This is a genomic window from Manganibacter manganicus (assembly GCF_002075885.1).
Lineage (GTDB): Bacteria > Pseudomonadota > Alphaproteobacteria > Rhizobiales > Rhizobiaceae > Mesorhizobium > Mesorhizobium manganicum.
In genome coordinates this window covers 127,291-147,327 of record NZ_MDET01000001.1, presented here as the reverse complement: position 1 = coordinate 147,327, position 20,037 = coordinate 127,291, and the positions used below count along the sequence as shown (strand labels likewise).

Here is a 20,037-nt window from a genome sequence, read left to right as displayed (position 1 = left end):
GCTATTGGCCCGTGCCGGTTTGCGACGCCGGCGCCTGTACCGGAGACTTTGCATCCGCAGGCAGTCTGCTGTCCGGATCGCGGAAATACCGGAAGAACTCCGAATTCGGCGAAAGCACCATGGACGTGCCGCTCTTGTCCAGAGCGGTGCTATAAGCCTCCAGCGAACGATAAAAATCGAAGAAGGCCGGGTCGCGGGTGTAGGCATCAGCATAGGTGGCGCTACGCTGGGCATCGCCCTCGCCGCGCAGAATCTCCGCTTCCTTTTTCGCCGCAGCCAGGATCTCCACGACTTCGCGGTCGGCACGGGCACGGATGCGCTGCGCCGACTCGTTACCGCGAGCCCTAAGCCGCTCCGCTTCCGCCAGGCGCTCGGCCTTCATGCGATCGTAGGTCTGCTGCGAAATCTCCTTGGTCAGGTCGGTGCGACGGATACGCACGTCCACGATCTCGATACCGAGAGAGGCAGCGTCAGGCCGCAACTGGTCGCGCACCTCGCGCATCATGTCTGCGCGTTCTTCCGAAAGGGCTGCCTCGAACCCACGCAAGCCATAGACGCGACGCAATGCTGCATCGAGACGCGTCTTGAGCCGCTGCTCGCCCAGCTCGATGCTGCCCGAAACGGCAGAACGGAACACACGCGGGTCCGCAATGCGATAAGCGATGAAGGCATCGACCTCGTAGAACTTGCCGCCCGAAACCTGCACGCGGATATTGTCCAGGTCGAAACGCAAAATCCTGTCTTCGATCAACTGCACATTATCGGCATCCACGAAGCCGAATGGCAGCTTGAAATAAATGCCCGGTTCGGTTTTCACGGCGACGATCTCGCCGAAGCGTATTACGATCGCCTGCTGGCGCGCGTTCACCACGAAGATGGACGAATAAGCCAGGTACAGGATGACCACAATGGCCACGATGATGGCAGGGAAACGATTGGACATCACTGGTTCCCCCCCGTAGCCGGCGCGTTTGCCGCTGGCGCCTTCGGCTGCAATGCCGGCAGCGGAAGGTAAGGCAGAACCCCCTGCCCGCTGTTTGGCTCCACGATGACCTTGCTCGAATCCTTCAGCACTTTCTCCATGGTTTCCAGATAGAGGCGCTGGCGCGTAACCTCGGGCGCCTTGATATATTCGTCATAGATCGCGATGAACCGCTTGGACGCGCCTTCGGCCTCCTGTACCACGCGGTTCTTGTAGGCAGCGGCCTCTTCGCGAACATGGGCGGCTTCACCGCGTGCGGCGCCAAGCTGCTTGTTCGAATACTGGTTGGCCTGTTCGACGAATTTGTCTTCGTCCTGTTCTGCCCGCTGCACCTCGTCGAAGGCATCGGCAACTTCACGCGGCGGCGCGGCGTCCTCGATGGAGATCGCATTGATGGTCAGGCCGGCCTTGTAGGTATCCAGCGTGGTCTGGATGATCTGGCGCACATCGTTGGCGATGCCCTCGCGATCATCACGGAAGATATCGTCTGCCGGGCGCCGCCCAACGGACTCGCGCATCGCGCTTTCCGCAACCTGCCGCAGCATACCGTCCGGATCCGACACGTCGAACAGATAGGCTCTGGGGTCGGAAACCTGGTAGGCAACTGAAAACTGAACATTGACGATATTCTGATCGCCGGTGAGCATCAGGCCCGAATCGCCGTTTCCACGGCTGCCTTCACCAATATCGACCAGTTGTTCGGAAATCTTGGCCGTCTCGACCGTCTCGATCGGCCACCAATGGAAATGCAGGCCGGGCTCGGAAAGATCGGGTTTGGGCTGGCCGAAACGCAGTTCCACAGCGACCTCGTCCGGCTGAACCGTATAAACGCTTTTGTAGGCCCAGAATGCGAGAGCCAGAACGACGATCAGCAAAATGAAAGTCGTGTTGCTGTGCCCACTGCCCGGCAGAACGCTGCGCAATTTGTCCTGTCCGCGACGGATGATGTCTTCCAGATCGGGAGGCGAGCCTTGTGGACCGCTTGGTCCTTTTGGTCCCTGCCCCCAGGGGCCGCCATTGCCGCCACCCCAAGGGCCGCCACCACCGCTCTTGTCATTCCAGGGCATGAATGTCCTTTCGTGTGGATTTTCGATGCGCCACGGAAATGACGTCGAACCCCTTCTTGTCAGTCGTCTTTCTATAGGGGTGCGTCGGCGCGCTTTCAACGCGTGGACCGCGCCTACAACACATTTGCGTCACAATAACGGGCGCCCGCGACCCTTTGTCGTCATTCATGTGGCCCGAACGCGCCTTTCATAGATCGTGTAGCGCGTCGCAAAGCTGTCCTTCTCGCCGGCGGGAACATTAACGGAACTGACGTTGCGCCAATGCGCCGAATCGATGGGTGGAAAGTGGGCATCTCCCTCAATCGAGGCAAGCACATGCGTGACGTGAAGCCGATCGGCCAAAGGCAGCGCCTGCCGATAGATTTCGGCGCCGCCAATGATGCAGATCTCGTCGGCCCCGGCCATGCAAGCGGCGCGAGCTCGCGCCAGCGTCAACGCATCATCAAGTGAATGCACCACTTCCGCGCCTTCCGCCTTGTAGTCGCGGTCGCGTGTCACCACGATATTCAAGCGCCCTGGCAAAGGCCGGCGCGGAAAGCTCTCCCAGGTCTTGCGGCCCATAACGATGGGTTTTCCCATCGTATCGGCCTTGAAACGCTTGAGGTCGCTGGACAACCGCCATGGCAGCCCGCCCTCGCGACCGATCACGCCATTCTCGGCAATGGCCACATAAATGGCGATGTTCATTGACGCCTCCGGTTGCGGCGCGATCCTATCGGTTCCGCACCCACCTGCAAGACCCGCTCAAGCGGTTCGTCACTTCCGGGTAACCTTTTTCTCGATCAGGCGAGAGAGCGATGCGCAATATCCTCATCATCGGTAGCGACACCGGCAGCCCGACACCCTGCCCCTTCAGCCCATCAGCCGGTCTGTGCGGCTTTTGGCCTTAGCCGGCGTCGATCTCGGCCTGCAACGCCTCCATATGAGCGGTAGCCGCCGAAGTTGCGGCGCGTTCGATGGCGCGATAGCGGCTGACAACAGCCAACCCGACGGGCGTCAATTGCGCGCCACCACCACGCCGTCCGCCGGTTTGCGCCGCCACCAGCGGTTTGCCGAACACCCGATTCATGTCTTCGACAAGATCCCACGCATGCTTGTAGGACATTTCCATGCCGCGCGCCGCCGCCGAAATCGAACCGAAAGCAGCAATCTGCTCAAGCAGTTCGATCTTGCCCGGACCGACGCGCCCATCGGGGTCGAGATTTATACGCAAACTCAATGACGGCATTCATGACCTCCAGTCGAGCCGCCAAGATAGCTATTCACCCGGCCGTTGTCGCTATTCCAAATCGCCATAGCGCAACTCTAACATTAAAGATGAACCTCGCCACCGTGGCGGACACCGGTGTTGCCCCGGTCGAAGCTCATTGTCTTGACGATAGCGAAGACAACCAGTCCAGGCTCCAAATTCAATGCCTGTCGCGATTGTTCCGTGATGCGCGCCAGAAGCGGCGCACCGCCACAATCCATTCGCACCTCCACAGTCGCACGGCCCTCCGGTTCAATGGCGACAATTGTGCCTGCAAGGGTGTTCAGGGCGCTCAACCCTTCGGGCCTCCGAGTCGCAACCATAACATCACGCGCGCGGATACGGATGCGCACCGGCACGCCGATAGCGGCATCGAGACGGGGCACGCGAATTTCGCCGGCGGGCGAGCCAAGGATTGTCATGGCATAGTGTTCGTCATGACGCATAACATGGGTTTCGAGCATGGATCCGCCCTCTCCTCGCTCTTCGGCCGGCAGCAGATCCAGACGTTGCACGATATCGGCTGTCTTGCCGGATGCTGCCACCCGACCCTGCGCCAGAACGACGACATCGCTGGCCAGCCGCGCAACCTCGGCAATGGAATGGCTGACATAGACGATCGGAATTTTCGTCTCGTCGCGCAAGCGTTCTATATAGGGCAATATCTCGGCCTTGCGCGCCTCATCGAGCGAGGCCAATGGCTCGTCCATCAAAAGCAGCTTCGGGCTGGCCAGCAAAGCCCGCCCTATCGCCACACGCTGCTTTTCACCGCCGGAAAGCTTTCCCGGCCTTCTGTCGAGCAGCGGGCCGATGCCTAGCAACTCGACCACGGAGTTCATATCCGCATAGCGCTCGGTCGTTGGCGTGAACCAGCGGCCATAGCCGAGATTGCTCTTCACGCTCATATGTGGAAACAACCGCGCATCCTGGAACACCATGCCGATACGTCGCCTGTGCCTTGGCACGAAGATGCCCGCCTGCGTATCGAGCAATACGCGCCCCTCTGCCTCGATATGCCCCTGATCCGGCTTTACCAATCCGGCGATCATATTGATCAGCGAAGTTTTGCCCGATCCCGATGGGCCGAACAGGGCTGTCAGCCTGCCTGTGCCCATGAAACCGGCTTCGAGCGAGAAGTTTCCCTGCCGATGACTGATCTGAACGGAAACGCTCATTCACTATCCAGCCGTTTTCCTGCGCGCCGAGCCAACGCCTCGGAAGCGATGAGCGCGACCATGGAGATGATGACGCTGATCAGGGTAAGCCGCAGCGCGCCGGCATCGCCGCCCGGCACCTGCGTCAGTGTGTAGATGGCGGATGGCAATGTCTGCGTTTCATTGGGAATATTTGAAACAAAGGTGATGGTGGCGCCGAATTCGCCCATCGCCTTGGCAAAGGACAGGATTGCCCCGGCGATGATGCCGGGCAGGGTCAGCGGCAGCGTGACTGTAGCAAAGACCAGAACCGGATGGGCGCCGAGCGTGCCCGCCGCCGCTTCCAGCTTACGATCCACCCCTTCGATGGAAAGACGGATCGCGCGCACCATCAACGGAAAGCCCATGATACCGCAGGCCAATGCCGCACCCGTCCAGCGGAAGGAAAAGACAATGCCGAACCAGTGCTCGAAAAATGCCCCGGCGGGCCCGTTGCGGCCGAAAGAGAGCAAAAGCAGGTAGCCCGTCACCACGGGCGGCAGCACCAGTGGCAGGTGCACCAGCCCGTTGATAAATCCCTTGCCCCAGAAACGGCCGCGAGCCAGCAGCAGCGCGATCAGAATGCCCGGCGGCAGGCTGAACAGCATCGCTACCGTCGCCACCTTGATGGATAGCTGAACCGCGTTCCATTCATCGGGCGTGAGGTCCAGCAGCCAGGTCATAGGGTATCTTTAGTTTGTTGCCGGTGTAAGAACCGTGAAGCCCTGCGCCTCAAACAGCTTGCGGGCCTTGTCGCTTTGCATGCATTTCAGGAAGGTCGATGCCTGCTCATTTTTCGAATCGGCGGTTTCGGCTGTCGGATAGATGATGGGAGGATGCGAATTTTCCGGAAATGTGCCGATTACCTTCACGCCGGGCTCGGCAACGGCATCGGTCGCGTAGACGATGCCGAGGGGTGCCTCGCCGGTGGCCACCAGTTTCAGTGCCGCGCGCACATTCTCGGCCTGCGCCAGCTTGCCTTCGACCGATGACCAGATGCGGAGCGATTCCAGCGCCGCCTTGCCATATTTGCCAGCCGGCACCGCCTTCACATCGCCGATGGCAAGCCTGCCCTCACCCAGCAAAGCCGCGAGATCAAATCCCTCGGCAATCTTTGCTTCCGCCGTGCTGTCCTTCGGCGCGACCAGCACGATCTGGTTGCCGAGCAGTTTCACCTCGGTGCCGGCCTTGATCAGTTTCTTGTCCGCCAGATACTTCATCCAGGCGAGGTCGGCCGACACAAAAATATCCGCGGGCGCGCCATTCTCGATCTGTTTCGCCAGCGCCGAGCTTGCCGCATAGGAAATCAACGCCGGCCCGCCGCCATCCGGCGTGCAGGCTTTGTTGACGTCATCGAGAGCGTTCTTCATGCTTGCCGCAGCGAACACCACAACGTCGCCATCAGCGGCCCGCGCAGGAGCGAATGCCGCAACCAGCGCCACGATGCCGCCAGCCACAGCCAGAGCCTTCAATCCATAAGTCATACGCATAGCGCCCTCTTCCATTCATTTCTTTGAAAATCGCCAAATCGATATATCCAAATGAATATAACAATGGAAGGAATTTTCGGGCATAGAAGGGAAATCTGTTTGATCCATGGATCGCACATCATATACCGGCAGAATAATGAACACCCCGCGCCGGAGGCTCCGATGAAGATCAGTGCTCGCAACCAGTTTCATGGCAAGATCGTCGGTATCGAAAAAGGCGCCACCACCGCCCATGTCCGCATCGATATCGGCGGAACGATCGTGACAGCCTCGATCACCAACAATTCCGTCGAGGAATTGAAACTTGCGGTTGGCGGCAGTGCGTATGCCGTGGTCAAGGCTTCGGACGTCATGGTCGCCGTCGATTGACGGGTTGGCCGTTCTAAACTTTTTGTTCGAACAGCCAATCGATGAAGGTCCGCACGACCGTCGCGGACTTCATCTCGTTGCGGCACACGACATAAAAGGCGTCCACGGCCGGCACCGAAAGCCCGAAGGGCGCCACCAACTGTCCGCGGGCGAGCAGGCTGCTGGCGGTAACGGAATCGCCAAGCGCGACGCCATGGCCGTAGATGGCAGCCTCGATGGACAGCCGCGCATCCGTAAAATAATGCCGCCGCCCTCGTTCGAGATGGAGGGCATCGGCCGCCGCGAACCAGGTGCGCCATTCGCGCCCATCGTCGCCATGCAGGATGACATGATCGGCAAGATCGCGGACCGATCGCAGCGGCCTGCTGTTGATCAGGGTCGGGCTGGCGACCGGGAACAGGTCGAGGTCGGACCATTTGCGCAGCCAGCAATCGCTCCAGCTACCATCACCATAGTGAACGCACAGGTCGATATCCGGCGAGTGGATGTCCTGCGGCTCGTTTGATGGGACCAATGTCAACTGGACGCCGGGATAGCGTTCCGTGAATTGATCCATCCTCGGGATCATCCACAAGGACAGTAGCGCCGGCACGCATGATATGCTGAGTGTGCCGGCACTCGCAGGCCGCGTCAGCCTCTGCGTCGCCGCCGCTATGTCTTCAAAGGCATTCGACACTGTCGGAAGCAGTTCCGCGCCATGCGGCGTCAGCTTCAGCCTTTGGCCGGCACGATCGAACAATTTCACGCCAAGCGCCTGCTCCAGCGCCTTCACCTGATGGCTGACCGCGCCATGCGTGACATTCAGTTCCACTGCCGCCTTGCTCAACGAAGCATGGCGGGCCGTTGCCTCGAAAGCGCGCAACGGATTAAGCGGAGGCAGGCGTGGCGCCATCAATCAAGCCTTATTGTTAGTTTTTCTCACATGGAGCGCTATAAGAATCTCAATTGATTTTCCACTCCACCTCTCCGAAAATTCACTTTGGAAAGCTTGAAAAATGAAGTGCCGACGGAGAGCCTCGCGGAACCATCGAAGCGCCGCATTGGCATAATGGAGGCAGACCATGGGTTTCGACAGCAGCAAACTGGATGCACTGCGCACGAAATATGGCGAGAGCCATGGCGGCGAACTGTTCGACCCCAAATTCCGGCGCGTCGCCGACAAGATATTCTCCGAGACCGGAACGCGGATGGCTCCCTATGCAGGCGTGCCGACCTTCCTCGCCGCGGCCTATCGCGACGTGGCGGCGGAAAATCCCGATTTCGGCGATTTGCAAGTGGCCATGCTCGGCATACCCATGGACCTTGGCGTAACCAACCGGCCGGGTTCGCGCTTTGGGCCGCGCGCCATGCGCACCATCGAGCGAATCGGCCCCTACAATCATGTGCTCGATTGCGCACCGACCCACGATCTGCGCGTCGCCGACATTGGCGACGTACCCTTCCGCAGCCGCTACCGGCTTGAACTCAGCCATGAGGACATTGAAAAGCGCGTCGGCCAGATCGTCGAAGCCGGCGTCGTGCCGCTCTCCGTCGGCGGCGATCACTCCATCACCCACCCGATCCTGAAAGCTGTTGGCAGGAAGGCACCGGTCGGTCTCATCCACATCGACGCCCATTGCGACACGGGCGGCGCCTTCGACCAGACCAAGTTTCATCATGGCGGCCCGTTCCGCAACGCGGTGCTCGACGGCGTACTTGACCCGACCCGCACGATCCAGATCGGCATACGCGGCTCCTCCGAATATCTTTGGGAGTTCAGCTACGAATCCGGCATGACCGTCATTCATGCCGAGGAAGTCACCGGACTCGGCATTCCCGCCATCATCGAACGCGCGAAGAAAATCGTCGGCGACGGCCCGACCTACCTGACCTTCGACATTGACAGCCTCGATCCCTCCTTCGCTCCGGGCACCGGAACGCCGGAGATCGGCGGGCTGACGACGCGCGAAGTGCTCGAACTCGTGCGCGGCCTCAAGGGAATCAACCTGGTCGGCGGCGATGTCGTCGAGGTCGCCCCGCAATATGATGCCACCACCAACACGGCGCACGCCGGCGCACAGGTTCTGTTCGAGATTCTCAGCCTGATGGTGTTCAGCCCGACTGTGACGAAGAACGCGTGACGCGGCCGTGGCGCAATGCTCTAATAACGAAAATCCGGCAAAGCCGAACCATGGGAGGTAAAAGCATGAACTCCATATTGAAGACCAGCATCAGCCGGCGCGGCGTCCTCGGCGCCGGCGTGGCGGCTGCGGGCATGCTCGCCATGCCATCCGTCCTGCGTGCACAGGACAAGTCGCTCAAGGTTGGCGTCTATGGCGGCTATTTCAAGAAGTCCTTCGACAGCCATATCTTCCCCGACTTCACCAAGGAAACCGGCATCGCCGTGGAATCCGTGGCGGAGCCGACCGGCGAGGCCTGGCTGGTCCAACTCGAGCAGGCAGCCAAAGCCGGTCAGGCACCGGCTGACGTTTCCATGATGTCGCAGGTGGCGACGCTGAAAGGCCAAGCCGCCGGCCTATGGCAGACGCTCGACACCTCGAAATTCAAGAATTACGGCGACCTGCTCCCCCGCTTCGTCAACAAGGCCGACGATGGCACTGTCTATGGCATCGGGGCGGTTGCCTGGTACATCACGCTCGTTACCAATACCGACGTTTACAAGGAAGCGCCGACCTCATGGGCCGCCTTCTGGGACAAGGCCAATGCCGACAAACTCGGCCTGTTGGCGCTGGTGTCCAATTCTTTCCTGCTGGAAGTGACCGCCAAGACCTTCATGGCCGGCACCAACGCGCTCGATACCGAGGAAGGGCTGGACAAAGCCTTCACCAAACTGGCCGAGGTAAAGCCGAATGTAAGGCTCTGGTATCGCGATGAGGCACAGTTCGAGCAGGCGTTGAAATCCGGCGAGATCCCGATGGGCCAGTATTACCACGACGTCACCGGGCTTGCGATCGCGGACGGCTTTCCTGTCCGCTCCACCTTCCCGAAGGAAGGCGGCATTCAGGATTCGGGCAGTTGGGTCATTACGCGGCCCTCCAAGAAAACCGAAGAGGCCCATGTCTTCATCGACTATATGAGCCAGCCGAAGATCCAGGGGCTGATGTCGCGCAAGGTCGGCACCGCGCCGACCCTCAAGCGCTCGGTGCTGGACCTGACCGACGAGGAGTTTGCGGCGGTTTCGTCGGAGATCGAGCCGATCATCCCGCGCTACGACCTCTATGTCAGCAAGTCGGACTGGCTGAACCAGAAATGGACCGAGATGATCGTCGGCTGACGGCGCCGGCAACAGCCCCGGCGGTCTGCCTTGACCTCACGGTCAAAGGATGAGACTGCCGGCGGTGCCAATCGACCAGCCAAGGATGATCGATGTCGGGACTGTCCCTGAACGCCATCACCAAGACCTTCGGTGACTTCAACGCCGTGGATGACGTCTCGCTGACTGTGCCGCACGGCACTTTCGTATGTCTGCTTGGTCCCTCCGGCTGCGGCAAGACCACGCTGCTGCGCATGGTCGCCGGGCTGGAGGAACCCACTGCCGGCTCCGTCGTGTTGGACGGTGCCGACATTACGGCGGTTCCCACCCACAAGCGCAATCTCGGCATGGTGTTCCAGTCGCTGGCGCTGTTCCCGCATCTGTCGGTGGGCGACAACATTTCCTACGCCTTGCGCATCCGCGGCGCTTCCAAGGCCGAGCAGGCCAAGCGCGTCGAGGAGTTGCTGGCGTTGATCGATCTGCCCGGCTTCGCCGCCCGCCCGGTGGCGAAACTTTCCGGCGGCCAGCGTCAACGCGTGGCCATCGCGCGCGCCCTGGCGCTTTCGCCGAAACTCTTTCTTCTGGACGAGCCGCTGTCGGCCCTGGATGCCAAGTTGCGCGAGGCCATGCAGGTGGAACTGCGCCAGTTGCAGCAGCGCCTCGGCATCACCACCATCGTCGTGACCCACGACCAGCGCGAGGCCATGACCATGGCCGATCTCGTGGTCGTCATGGGCAAGGGCAAAATCTTGCAGGCCGCGCGGCCCATCGACATCTACCGCAAGCCGGCCGACGCCTTCGTCGCCGACTTTATCGGCATGACCAATCTCCTGCCCGCCGAGATCGACAAGGCCGGCCGCACTGTCGTGCTGGACGCGGCCATACCCGAACTCGCCATGCCATCCGGCATGAGCAAGGCCTCGGTCTCGATACGGCCGGAGGATGTGCACCTCACCGCCCCCGGCAACGGCGTTCTCGACGGCACCGTCAGCTTCGTGCGCGACCTCGGCGGCACCATCGAAACCTTTATAGATATCGGCGGCACCGCGATCATAGCCGTCGCAACGCCGCGTGAACGACCGAATGTCGAGGTCGGGCAGGAGGTCGGCATCGAACTGCCTGCCGAATGCTGCGTGGTGGTCAAATCGTGAGTCAGGCGCGATGAGACGCGAGCCGCCACGCACCCTCGCCGACTATGCGCCGCTGGCTTTTCCGGCACTGATGCTGATCGTCTTCTTCATCGTCCCCTTTTCGACGATGATCGCCGTCAGCTTCTTCAAGCGCAACCCGGCGAGTTTCTACACACCGGATTTCGTCTTCGACAATTACGAGCGCTTCCTGTCGGTCTTCTTCGGCTCCGTTCTGGCGTTCTCGCTGATGCTGGCGATCCTGGTGGCCGTGTGCTGCGTCGCGATTGCGTTTCCGTTCACCTATCTGCTGACCAAATGCGGACGCCGAACCCAAACTGTCTGGCTAGTCGGCCTGCTCTCGGTGCTGTCGCTGTCCGAAGTCATCATCGGCTTTTCATGGTCGACACTGCTTTCGCGCACCGCGGGCATCACCAATCTTCTGGTCGCGATAGGGTTGATGGACCAACCCGTCGCGCTGCTGCCGAGTTTCGGCGCCGTGCTGACCGGCATGGTCTATCAGGCCCTGCCCTACACAATCCTCGTCCTTTACCCGGCGCTGGTGCGCCTCGACCCGACATTGATCGAAGCCGCGCGCACGCTTGGCGCATCCCCGCCGCGCGCCTTCTTCAACGTGGTCACACCTGCCTTGCGCAACACCATCGTGGCAACACTGATCATGGTGTTCGTCTTCGCCCTCGGCTCCTATCTCCTGCCGCAGATCCTCGGACGGCCAAGCAACTGGACGCTTTCGGTGCTCATCACCGACCAGGCCATCTACCAGTCCAACATGCCCTTCGCGGCGGCCATGGCTGTGTTCCTGGTATTGATTTCGCTGGCGCTGGTGGGATTGACCCTGTTGGTTGGCCGCAGGGAGCATGCGCTATGACCGCCCGGCTTCTGCGCCGCATCTATTTCGCGCTTGTCGGCCTGTTTCTGGCCGCACCGCTCATCGTCGTCGCCGGTGTGTCGATCAACGAGAAGCAGACGCTTGCCTTTCCGCCGAAGGGCTTTTCGCTCTCGTGGTATGCGCAAATCTTTACCGATCCCGAATGGCGATTGGCCTTGATCCATTCACTGACGCTGGCCGTCTGTTCGGCCGCAATTGCCGTCGCCATAGCCCTGCCGCTGGCCTGGTTCCTGTGGCGGCGCATAGCGCCCTGGGCAAACATCTTTCAGGTGCTCGGCCTCGCGCCGTTCGTGCTGCCGCCGGTCATCACCGCGCTCGGTTTCCTGTCGTTCTGGGCAACGCTCGGTCTGTTCGGCCAGTTCTATACCGCCATCATCAGCCATGGCATTTTCTTCGTCACCCTGCCGCTGGTGACACTCTCGCTCGGTTTCGCCTCCATCGATCGCGCATTGGTGGAGGCCGCTTCAACGATGGGCGCCGATGACCGCACCGTGCTCAAAACCATCGTTCTGCCGCTGATCCTGCCCTATCTGGTCTCAGGCTATGCCTTCGCCTTCGTGCTGTCGCTCAACGAATATATCGTCGCCTATATGACCATCGGCTTCACCAGCGAAACCCTGCCGATCAAGATCTTCAATTCGCTGCGCTATGGCTACACACCGACCATGGCTGCCGTATCGGTGTTCTTCGTCGTCGTGGCGGCAGTCGTGTTCGGCGCCATCGCCCGCTTCGGCGACATTCGCAAACTGCTGGGTGCCTTGGGCACGCAGGAAAGTTGACGCGGACCGGTTAAGAACTCAGACCGCGATCGGTGCTTTGATCGTGGCATCGGCGACGTAGTTTTCCAGCCGGAAATCCTCATAGCGGAAGGCAAACAGATCCTTCATCTGTGGATTGATCCACATTATCGGCAGCGGCTTCGGCGTACGGCTCAATTGCTGGCGCGCCTGCTCGTAATGGTTGGCATAAAGATGCGCATCGCCCAACGTATGAATGAAATCGCCCGGTTTCAAACCCGCCACCTGCGCGACCATCATGGTCAGCAGGGCATAGGAGGCGATGTTGAAGGGCACGCCAAGGAAGATATCGGCGGAGCGCTGGTAGAGCTGGCAGGAAAGCCGACCCTGCGAGACATAGAATTGAAACAGGCAATGGCACGGCGGCAGCGCCATGGAATCCACGTCAGCCGGGTTCCATGCCGAAACGACCAGCCGCCGCGACTGCGGGTTCGTCCTGATCTCGGCAATGACCTCGGCGATCTGGTCGATTGTGCCGCCCCGCCCATCCGGCCATGAGCGCCACTGCTTGCCATAGACCGGGCCGAGGTCGCCCTTGTCATCCGCCCACTCGTCCCAGATGGTGACGCCGTGGTCGTTGAGATATTTGATATTGGTATCGCCAGCCAGGAACCAGAGCAGTTCATGGATGATTGATTTCAGATGCAATTTCTTGGTCGTGGTTACGGGAAAGCCGCGTGAGAGATCGAACCGCATCTGGTAGCCGAACACCGAGCGCGTGCCGGTGCCGGTGCGGTCGCCGCGGTCGGCGCCATTATCCAGAACATGCCGCAAAAGGTCGAGATATTGACGCATCGGTTTCACCGAGGATTCGTGACCGCCAATTCTATCTCACCTTCCATGAATATGACACAAGATGCGCGACAAAACGCACAGCTCTATGCAATGACGGAAAGCCAACATGCCAGCGCGCATCGCGCGCCAGCCCTCGCGGCATTTCCGGCCAGATATCTTAAAGCGAGGCGAGCTTGCCCAACTCCTTGGCGACCAGGTAATAATAGGTCACGCGGCTCTTGGTATGGTCCGCAGCCATGGTCTTTGCGACGGCAGCGACAGCAGCTTCAGCCTTGGCGGCATCGACACCGAGTTTCTTGACGCCCCAATTGTCGCGAACGCGGTCGAGTTCCGCCTGATCGCTCGTCGCCACCAGCGAGGAATCACGGTTCCTGAGTGCTATTCCCAGATGCTTCACGATCTTGTCCACCACGGCGGAATCGGCACCGGCGTCATATTTCTTCACATCAGCGAGATAGTCAGTCGTCATTGAAAAATTCCCCTCGTCGGAGCCACGAACATTTTTCCAACCAGGAGGCAGCTCTCCCGCAGTTGCGCGTCAGAGCGGAATCTCCTTGCCGGATTGGTAATTTGTGGCGAGAGCGGCCTTGGTGTCAAGCCTCGCGCGAGCCCGGCCCCCGCCAGCGGATTGCTGCGATAAACCCGGCGATGGTCTTCCATTTTCAGGAGCGTGCTCTTATATTCGTCTCGTCGGCTTGACCGACTATGGCGATAAACAGACGATGAAATAAGCCGTTCGGACCCGGGGGCGGTACCCGGCGCCTCCACCAAAAGCCGCAGCGATGCTGCGATTTCTGATGGGGGCGAAATAGGATCGACGAAGGTGTAAAGATCGTACTTTTGCCCGGCATTGTACCACCGTTATCGGGCTAAACTTGTAGTTGCAAACGACAACTATGCGGAAGCACGTCTCGCAGCGTAAGCTGTGCGATCGCTTCAAATTAAGCCCTAGTGGTTCGCACTTCTAGGCGGGGTCCGGAGGCACCTGGCAACAGAAGCCTCCACTTCCCCTTCACGATATTTCCACGAGTCCGACCTCGGCTGGCCTGTGCCAGGCCGGACACAGGCCATCATATTTTTCTGAAACATGGAGACGACAATGAACGGCGCCGAGCGCTTCTTCGTGCTGAGCGGCGGTCCGGGCGCGGGCAAGACGACATTGATCGAAGCGTTGCGCGCCAACGGCTTCGCCACCACCGAGGAAGCCGGTCGTGGCGTGATCCAGGCCGAGATGCAAAGCCGCGGAAATGCACTGCCTTGGATCGATCCCGCACGGTTTGCCGAACGCATGTTCGAGTGGGAGTTGGCGTCCTACCGCCATGCCGAGCGGCAGGACGGCCCGGTCTTCTTCGACCGGGGCCTGCCGGACACTCTGGGCTACCTGCGCCTTGAGGGATTGGGCGTGCCGATCTTGATGGAGGACCAAGCGTCGCGCCTGCGATACCACGCACGCATCTTCATCGCCCCGCCGTGGAAAGAGATCTATGGGCAGGATGAAGAGCGCCGACAGAGTTGGCAGCTTGCCGTGCGCACTTATGAGATCATGGCTGAAACCTATGTGGAACTGGGCTACAGCCTTGTTGAACTGCCACGCGCGCCGGTTGCCGCACGAGTGGAATTTATACGCCGACAGACAGGATTTTGAACCGGGACGGCGATGATCCTCCGATACGTCGCGGCCATGAACTCAAAGGAATTATCGTTGCCGCCCCTCCCCTTGGCCGTCACGCCTTCTATATCCGGTTTACGTTGCCCCGAAGCTTGATTACAGCTAGACGGACAATTCAACGGAACCGCAGCACCACCACATGGCCGACGACCACATCCGCTACGACATTCTTGCCCAGGAGGCTTTGCGCGGCGTCATGCGCAAGGTGCTGGCCGAGGTCGCGCGCACCGGCCTTCCCGGCAATCACCACTTCTTCATCACCTTTCTGACAGGCGCGCCGGGGGTTCGCATTTCGAGCCGCTTGCGCGAGCGTTACCCTGATCAGATGACCATTGTCGTCCAGTTCCAGTATTGGGACCTGAAGGTTTCCGATACCGGCTTCGAGATCGGCCTCTCTTTCTCCGATATTCCTGAGAAACTTGAGATTCCCTTCTCCGCCGTGCGCGGCTTCTATGATCCGTCGGTCAATTTCGAACTGGAGTTCGACGTAAAGACCGAACCGGCCGCCGCTGAACCGGCGGAAAGCCAGGAACCAGCCACGCCGCGTGCCGTGGAAAAGAAACCGGAGCGCCGCAAGAAGGCCGCTGAAAGCGAGAAAAAGACCGAAGACGACACTGCTACCGGAAAAGGCGCCGATGTCGTGTCGCTCGACGCCTTCCGCAAGAAATAGCGCGGGGGAAACCGCATGGCAGAGATCGTCAATCTACGCCAGGCGCGCAAGCACAAGGCACGTCAGGAAAAGGAAAAGGTGGCGGAACGCAATCGCGCCATTCACGGACGGGCGAAGGCCGAGCGTGAAACGGAGCGCCTGCTTTCACAAAAGACGGAGCGCTTCCTCGACGCCCACCGCCGCATGCCAAAGGGCGAATAATCCTTCAGCGGCGCGCAATAAATTCACGCACACCGCCAATAAAGGGGCCGCCGCATCATGGCCGCAGTTGAAAAACGCTCGGTCACCATCCGTGGCCATCGCACCAGCTATTCGCTGGAAACGCCGTTTTTCGATGAACTCGTCACCATCGCGGCAGTCCGCACGATGCCCCTCGCCACTCTTATCGCGGAAATCGACGAAAGCCGCGCGAGAGAAACCAATTTGTCGTCGGCAATCAGGCTTTACATTCTGGCTTGGGTGAAAACCGGAGAAACACCGCCAGCTTAACGTCAGCCGCCGCCAAGCGACTTCAGCAAATTCTCGATGGAAAACCGGCCTGGAGGCGGCTTTGGCGCAACCGGGGCCGCAGGCGCAGGATTGTCGTTGGCAGGCGGCAGCGACGGATGCTCGATAGGCGCGGCCTGTTCGGCCGCCTTGCGTTCAGCCTCCAGCCGCTCCCTCTCTTGCGTTGCAATCCGCATCGCCTCCTCGGCCGCCTCGGCTGCCTTCGCTTCCGCCTCAGCCTTGCGGCGGGCCTCCTCTTCCTGCTGGCGGCGCAGTTCCTCCGCCGCTCGGGCGCGGTCCTCCTGCAAATTCGCGTAATAGCGCGCTTCGCGCCGCAGGCGCTGCTTTTCAAGCAGCGAGGCTTGCATGGCCTCCACCCTTCGCTGCTCCTTTTCCAGCGCGCGCTGGGTCAGAAACTGGGCCAGCGGCCCGGTATCAAAACTGCGCTTTGCCGAACCGATCGGGCCTTCGACCGTAAAATTGACCACCGGTTCCGAGCCGACCAGCGCTTCCTCGCCCGGTCTGTAGGCGATCGCGCCACTGGCAGCCACCATCGTCGACCCCAGATCGGCACTGACATTCGCCGACAGCTTCGCATTGGGATTTTCCAGCGTAAGCGGTGGCAGCCGCAGCATCCCGCCGGCGATGGTGAACGCGACGTCGCCGTCTTCGGCCTTGAACGTTCCGTTGCTTGCGATCTCGGGTGCGAAGCCCGCCGTTTTGGCCGCGTCGATATCGCGCCCGATCGCGTCTGCCCTTGCGATGATGGCCGGAAAACCGTCCGGATTGATGCCCTCGATCATAAGATCCTTGAACGACATCGCCCCGGAGCCTGCCAGCGCGCCAATCATCGCATCAACCGATTTTCCGCTGGTGGTCACACTGGCTGAAACGTCGCCCGTCCCCGAAAGGCCAGAGCCGGGCAAGGCTCTGGCGAGATCGGCGCCGGCAAGCGATATCTGCGACGAGAACAACCCGGTGCCGCCATTGTTCTTGAGGTCGAACCCGCCCGAAAGGTCTCCGCCGAACAGTTTCGCCTTGAGATCGGCAAGGTGGATGCCCCCATCATCGAGCTTCGCGGCAAAACGCGCGTCATAGGCAACGGCAAACGGGCCAACGGCAAGCGTGGCGGCATTCAGACCAAAGTCTGCCGTGAACGGTGCATATGACCTGTCCGCGAAAGACACTGTCGGCCACGCCCTGCCGGAAGGTGCGAAAGCCCGCTCACCCATCAGCATGGCGGCCGCTGAGCCGAGGTCCAGTTCATCGAGAGTGAGCGCACCGGCCAGATGCGGCTTGCCCGCAACCATCGCCGCTTCCACATCTCCCGAAACGGCCAGTTCGTTGACCGTCCCGTCAATCCCTTTCAGGCTCAAACGGCCATTGCCATAATCCATATCGCCCGCGAGTTGCACCGAACTGCCCAATCCCATGCCCGGAAGCGCCACGCTCGCGGTCATCAACCAGGGCTCGATATCGGCGGCCTCAAGGCTGACATGCCCTTTCGCGGCCGGGCCTTGCGCCGCCGCCGTGACCGTACCTTTGAAGCCGGCCGTGAAATTCTCGCCCGCGAAATTGAGCGTCGCCTGCATCCCCCCGGCGAGTGAACCCCTGGCGTCGATATCCGTGCTTGCCTTTCCAACCACGCCAAGCGGCAGAACCGGCAGGCCGTAAAGCGCCAGCAGCGCCGTGGCATCTTCATTGCGGGCGTTCAATGACAGGGTGAAAGGCGCCTCGTCGAGTTGCCCCAATACGCCTCGACCGGACAAGGAAGCGGAAAAGGCGGAGCCGCCAGCCTTCCCTTGCGCGCTGATCGCGAGCCCTGTCGTGCCGTCGCCATTGTCGGCGGCACTTGCCACCACGTCGAGGCGAGAATTCTGGAACAGGTCCGGATAGGCCCTGCCCCGCGCTGCGAGCCCTTGCAGCAGCATGTTGCCGGGATAGCGCGCCGCCGCCATGTCGATGAGCGGGTGCAGATCGAGCGCGATGACCGAAGCATCGATATCTCCCGTCGGGTTGGCCGGAAAGTCCTTCACGCGCCCGGTTGCGCTGATCGACGCACCCGCCAGACCGCCAATGGACAGCTTGTCGATTTCGAGAACGCCCTTGCGAAGCCTCAGCGTCGTATCGACCGTATCGGCCTTCAACCCACCGGCATCGACCGGTCCGGCCTTGACCTTGAAATCGAGATCATAGTCGGAAAAGCGATTGGCCCCCTTGTCGCTGACGAACAGCGAGGCGAAAGCGGTGAGACCTTCGAAATCGAGTTGCCCGCCTTCCAGCCGAATGTCGACCGACGGACGGGCGTCCTCGGCCTCGTTCGCGACAATGCCACCGCGAAAGCTCGCCTTTCCAAGAACAAGTTCCAGTTCGCTAAAAATCTGTTTTGCGTCGGCCAGATCGACCTTGGCCTTGAAGCCGGCCGCGGGCAGTTTGCGGATTGCCTCATCGACATCCTTGGCAAGCCATGCGGCAAAGCCGGAAGGTTGACCGACGGCAAGCAGCAGGGAGCCCTTGAAGCCGAAATCGCCTTCGGTTTGAAGCAAGCCGTCGGCTTCCAGCGTCGTGCGGCCCGGCAAAGTGGCGGCCAGCGAGTTGATCTTCCAGCCGCCCGGCATCGGCTCCGCGGAAACATGCACGTCCCGGATCGTCGTGTCGCCGGCGACCACGGCGGGAAGCTTCACCTCCACTTTGCCCGGAATTGTCGGTTGCGGCAGACGGGCAAGTGCCGTCTCCAGCGCGGCGATGCGCTCGCTCAGCGTGATACCGCCTGCCGTGTCGCCGCCTACAGCCTCGTCGAACTGGACCTGAGCGCCACTGGCTTCGATGGAGAAATGCGGCGCGGCGCCGAGATCGACCATGGCCTTGCCCTCGGCCGTGTAAGGCGCATCCAGCGGACCGGTCTCGAATCGGAATTCATCGACAGCCAGTTGCCGATGATCGAGTTGGAATTTGCCGCGCAGCCGGTAGCCGGGCTCGGCAGGAGCCTTGTTGCCTCCCGGTTTTGCCGTTTCGCCAGTATCATCCGCGAGATGCTTGACGTTGCGGTCGACACCCGCAATGCGAAAATCGCCGGAATAGCTGATGGCGCCCTTCTCGACCGTCGCATTACCGTCGGTCTCGATCTCCAGCGGGTAGGCATCGGGATCGGCCTTGATATGAACGCGCAGTTTGCCGTCTTCACCCACGCGCCCGGTCGAGGCGGAAAATGCGGTCTGCAATCCGTCGAGGTAGAGCGAGCCATCCATATGCCACGGCCCTGTGAGCGAGCGTGCCGAAACGGTCGAATTGATCTGCGAAATCACATGGCTGCGCGCGCCGGCGGCATGACGCAAGACAATTTCGCCTTCGGTAATGCTCATCCGCTCAATCGACACCTGCCTGACGTCGAAGGGATTGGAAGGCCGGATCGCCCAATCCACGGTGCCATCGGCAGCAATATCCATCACCGCCTTTGGCCGCACCAGCCGCATATCGAAGATCAGCACCTCGCCGCGCAGGAACGGCGCCAGTTCGGCATCCATGGAGAAAGTTTTGATTGTCATCGCCGGCTGCCCGTCCGGCCCGCCGGCAACGGACACGTCGTTGAAGGTCACGGATGGAAACGGCAGCAGCCGCGCCGAGGCGGCTCCATGCACCGTAACCTCGCGTCCCAGCACCGCACTCGCCTCACGCTCGAAATCGGCACGGTAGCTTGTCCAGTCGATAAAATGCGGCACCACCAGCGCCGCGAGCAGCGCCAGCACCAGAAGGCCGCCGAAAATTACAAACAGACGGGCAAGCATTGGCCCTGATCTTCCCCCATTGCCGTCAGGTTCGTGCGCACTCTACCCGCATCGCCGTGTCGATAAAGAGGCAAATCGTGCAAGACGCGGAAGACCATGAACTGGTCATATTGCCTTTGCCGCGCATCGTTTTCCCTTCATCTGGTCGTTATCAAGCCTGCGGATTCATGCTATTCTGAGCGATCCGGCTCTATG

General features: G+C 60.8%; 21 protein-coding genes and 1 other RNA gene. 11 read left to right on the top strand and 11 right to left on the bottom strand.

Going from position 1 to position 20,037, the window contains the following annotated elements:
* Nucleotide 1: 1 nt before the first annotated feature.
* The 7 genes from hflC to modA form a co-directional block, all read right to left on the bottom strand.
* Nucleotides 2-943 carry a protease modulator HflC gene (hflC, locus tag BFN67_RS00675; RefSeq protein ID WP_080917660.1) on the bottom strand — a complete coding sequence of 314 codons (942 nt, stop codon included), beginning with the start codon at nt 941-943 and terminating at the stop codon, nt 2-4.
* Nucleotides 943-2,049 carry an FtsH protease activity modulator HflK gene (gene hflK, locus BFN67_RS00670; RefSeq protein WP_080917659.1) on the bottom strand — a complete coding sequence of 369 codons (1,107 nt, stop codon included), beginning with the start codon at nt 2,047-2,049 and terminating at the stop codon, nt 943-945. Before hflK ends, hflC begins: the two co-directional genes overlap by 1 nt.
* Before the next feature lie 165 nt (nt 2,050-2,214).
* Nucleotides 2,215-2,736 (bottom strand): dihydrofolate reductase, encoded by a 522-nt coding sequence (locus BFN67_RS00665; protein ID WP_080917658.1) that lies wholly within the window; start codon nt 2,734-2,736, stop codon nt 2,215-2,217.
* A gap of 199 nt (nt 2,737-2,935) precedes the next feature.
* Entirely contained in the window at nt 2,936-3,277 is a 342-nt protein-coding gene (locus tag BFN67_RS00660; RefSeq protein ID WP_080917657.1) for a winged helix-turn-helix domain-containing protein, read from the bottom strand.
* Between the two features lie 83 nt (nt 3,278-3,360).
* Nucleotides 3,361-4,473 (bottom strand): molybdenum ABC transporter ATP-binding protein, encoded by a 1,113-nt coding sequence (modC, locus tag BFN67_RS00655; RefSeq protein WP_080917656.1) that lies wholly within the window; start codon nt 4,471-4,473, stop codon nt 3,361-3,363.
* Nucleotides 4,470-5,174: a molybdate ABC transporter permease subunit gene (gene modB, locus BFN67_RS00650; protein WP_080917655.1), complete on the bottom strand. Its 705-nt coding sequence runs from the start codon at nt 5,172-5,174 to the stop codon at nt 4,470-4,472. Before modB ends, modC begins: the two co-directional genes overlap by 4 nt.
* A gap of 9 nt (nt 5,175-5,183) precedes the next feature.
* Nucleotides 5,184-5,981 carry a molybdate ABC transporter substrate-binding protein gene (gene modA, locus BFN67_RS00645; protein ID WP_080917916.1) on the bottom strand — a complete coding sequence of 266 codons (798 nt, stop codon included), beginning with the start codon at nt 5,979-5,981 and terminating at the stop codon, nt 5,184-5,186.
* A 162-nt stretch (nt 5,982-6,143) separates the two neighbouring features.
* On the opposite strand from modA, the gene BFN67_RS00640 reads away from it, so the two are divergent.
* A complete protein-coding gene (locus BFN67_RS00640) occupies nt 6,144-6,350 on the top strand; it encodes a TOBE domain-containing protein (protein ID WP_080917915.1) in 207 nt (68 codons plus the stop codon).
* A gap of 13 nt (nt 6,351-6,363) precedes the next feature.
* Here BFN67_RS00640 and gcvA read toward each other — a convergent pair whose 3' ends face one another.
* Complete coding sequence (gene gcvA, locus BFN67_RS00635) at nt 6,364-7,242, bottom strand: transcriptional regulator GcvA (RefSeq protein WP_080917654.1); 879 nt, start codon at nt 7,240-7,242, stop codon at nt 6,364-6,366.
* Between the two features lie 169 nt (nt 7,243-7,411).
* On the opposite strand from gcvA, the gene speB reads away from it, so the two are divergent.
* The 5 genes from speB to BFN67_RS00610 all read left to right on the top strand — a co-directional run bounded on the left by speB (nt 7,412) and on the right by BFN67_RS00610 (nt 12,419).
* Entirely contained in the window at nt 7,412-8,470 is a 1,059-nt protein-coding gene (gene speB / locus BFN67_RS00630; RefSeq protein WP_080917653.1) for an agmatinase, read from the top strand.
* Nucleotides 8,471-8,535: 65 nt separating this feature from the next.
* Nucleotides 8,536-9,624 (top strand): ABC transporter substrate-binding protein, encoded by a 1,089-nt coding sequence (locus BFN67_RS00625; protein WP_080917652.1) that lies wholly within the window; start codon nt 8,536-8,538, stop codon nt 9,622-9,624.
* Nucleotides 9,625-9,716: 92 nt separating this feature from the next.
* The gene (locus BFN67_RS00620; RefSeq protein WP_080917651.1) at nt 9,717-10,754 is read left to right on the top strand and encodes an ABC transporter ATP-binding protein; all 1,038 of its coding nucleotides are present in this window, start codon (nt 9,717-9,719) and stop codon (nt 10,752-10,754) included.
* Nucleotides 10,755-10,764: 10 nt separating this feature from the next.
* Complete coding sequence (locus BFN67_RS00615) at nt 10,765-11,619, top strand: ABC transporter permease (protein WP_080917650.1); 855 nt, start codon at nt 10,765-10,767, stop codon at nt 11,617-11,619.
* Nucleotides 11,616-12,419, top strand: a complete 804-nt coding sequence (locus tag BFN67_RS00610; RefSeq protein ID WP_080917649.1) for an ABC transporter permease — start codon at nt 11,616-11,618, stop codon at nt 12,417-12,419. The genes BFN67_RS00615 and BFN67_RS00610 overlap by 4 nt, the downstream gene beginning before the upstream one ends.
* Before the next feature lie 18 nt (nt 12,420-12,437).
* On the opposite strand, the gene BFN67_RS00605 is transcribed toward BFN67_RS00610, so the two are convergent.
* Together BFN67_RS00605 and BFN67_RS00600 are read right to left on the bottom strand one after the other, a co-directional pair.
* A complete protein-coding gene (locus BFN67_RS00605; protein ID WP_080917648.1) occupies nt 12,438-13,232 on the bottom strand; it encodes a thymidylate synthase in 795 nt (264 codons plus the stop codon).
* 157 nt (nt 13,233-13,389) lie between these two features.
* Nucleotides 13,390-13,701, bottom strand: coding sequence for a DUF2853 family protein (locus BFN67_RS00600; RefSeq protein WP_080917647.1), 312 nt, complete (start codon nt 13,699-13,701; stop codon nt 13,390-13,392).
* A gap of 181 nt (nt 13,702-13,882) precedes the next feature.
* Here BFN67_RS00600 and ssrA point away from each other — a divergent pair.
* From ssrA to BFN67_RS00575, 5 genes are all read left to right on the top strand, one after another.
* Nucleotides 13,883-14,238, top strand: a transfer-messenger RNA (tmRNA) gene (ssrA, locus tag BFN67_RS00595).
* Between the two features lie 93 nt (nt 14,239-14,331).
* Nucleotides 14,332-14,877, top strand: a complete 546-nt coding sequence (locus BFN67_RS00590; RefSeq protein WP_204842108.1) for an AAA family ATPase — start codon at nt 14,332-14,334, stop codon at nt 14,875-14,877.
* A 163-nt stretch (nt 14,878-15,040) separates the two neighbouring features.
* Entirely contained in the window at nt 15,041-15,571 is a 531-nt protein-coding gene (locus BFN67_RS00585; RefSeq protein WP_080917645.1) for an SspB family protein, read from the top strand.
* Between the two features lie 15 nt (nt 15,572-15,586).
* Nucleotides 15,587-15,772: a DUF4169 family protein gene (locus BFN67_RS00580; protein ID WP_080917644.1), complete on the top strand. Its 186-nt coding sequence runs from the start codon at nt 15,587-15,589 to the stop codon at nt 15,770-15,772.
* Between the two features lie 57 nt (nt 15,773-15,829).
* A complete protein-coding gene (locus BFN67_RS00575; RefSeq protein WP_080917643.1) occupies nt 15,830-16,060 on the top strand; it encodes a ribbon-helix-helix domain-containing protein in 231 nt (76 codons plus the stop codon).
* 2 nt (nt 16,061-16,062) lie between these two features.
* Here the strand turns inward: BFN67_RS00575 and BFN67_RS00570 are convergent, their stop codons facing one another.
* A complete protein-coding gene (locus tag BFN67_RS00570; RefSeq protein ID WP_080917642.1) occupies nt 16,063-19,842 on the bottom strand; it encodes an AsmA family protein in 3,780 nt (1,259 codons plus the stop codon).
* Nucleotides 19,843-20,037: the final 195 nt, after the last annotated feature.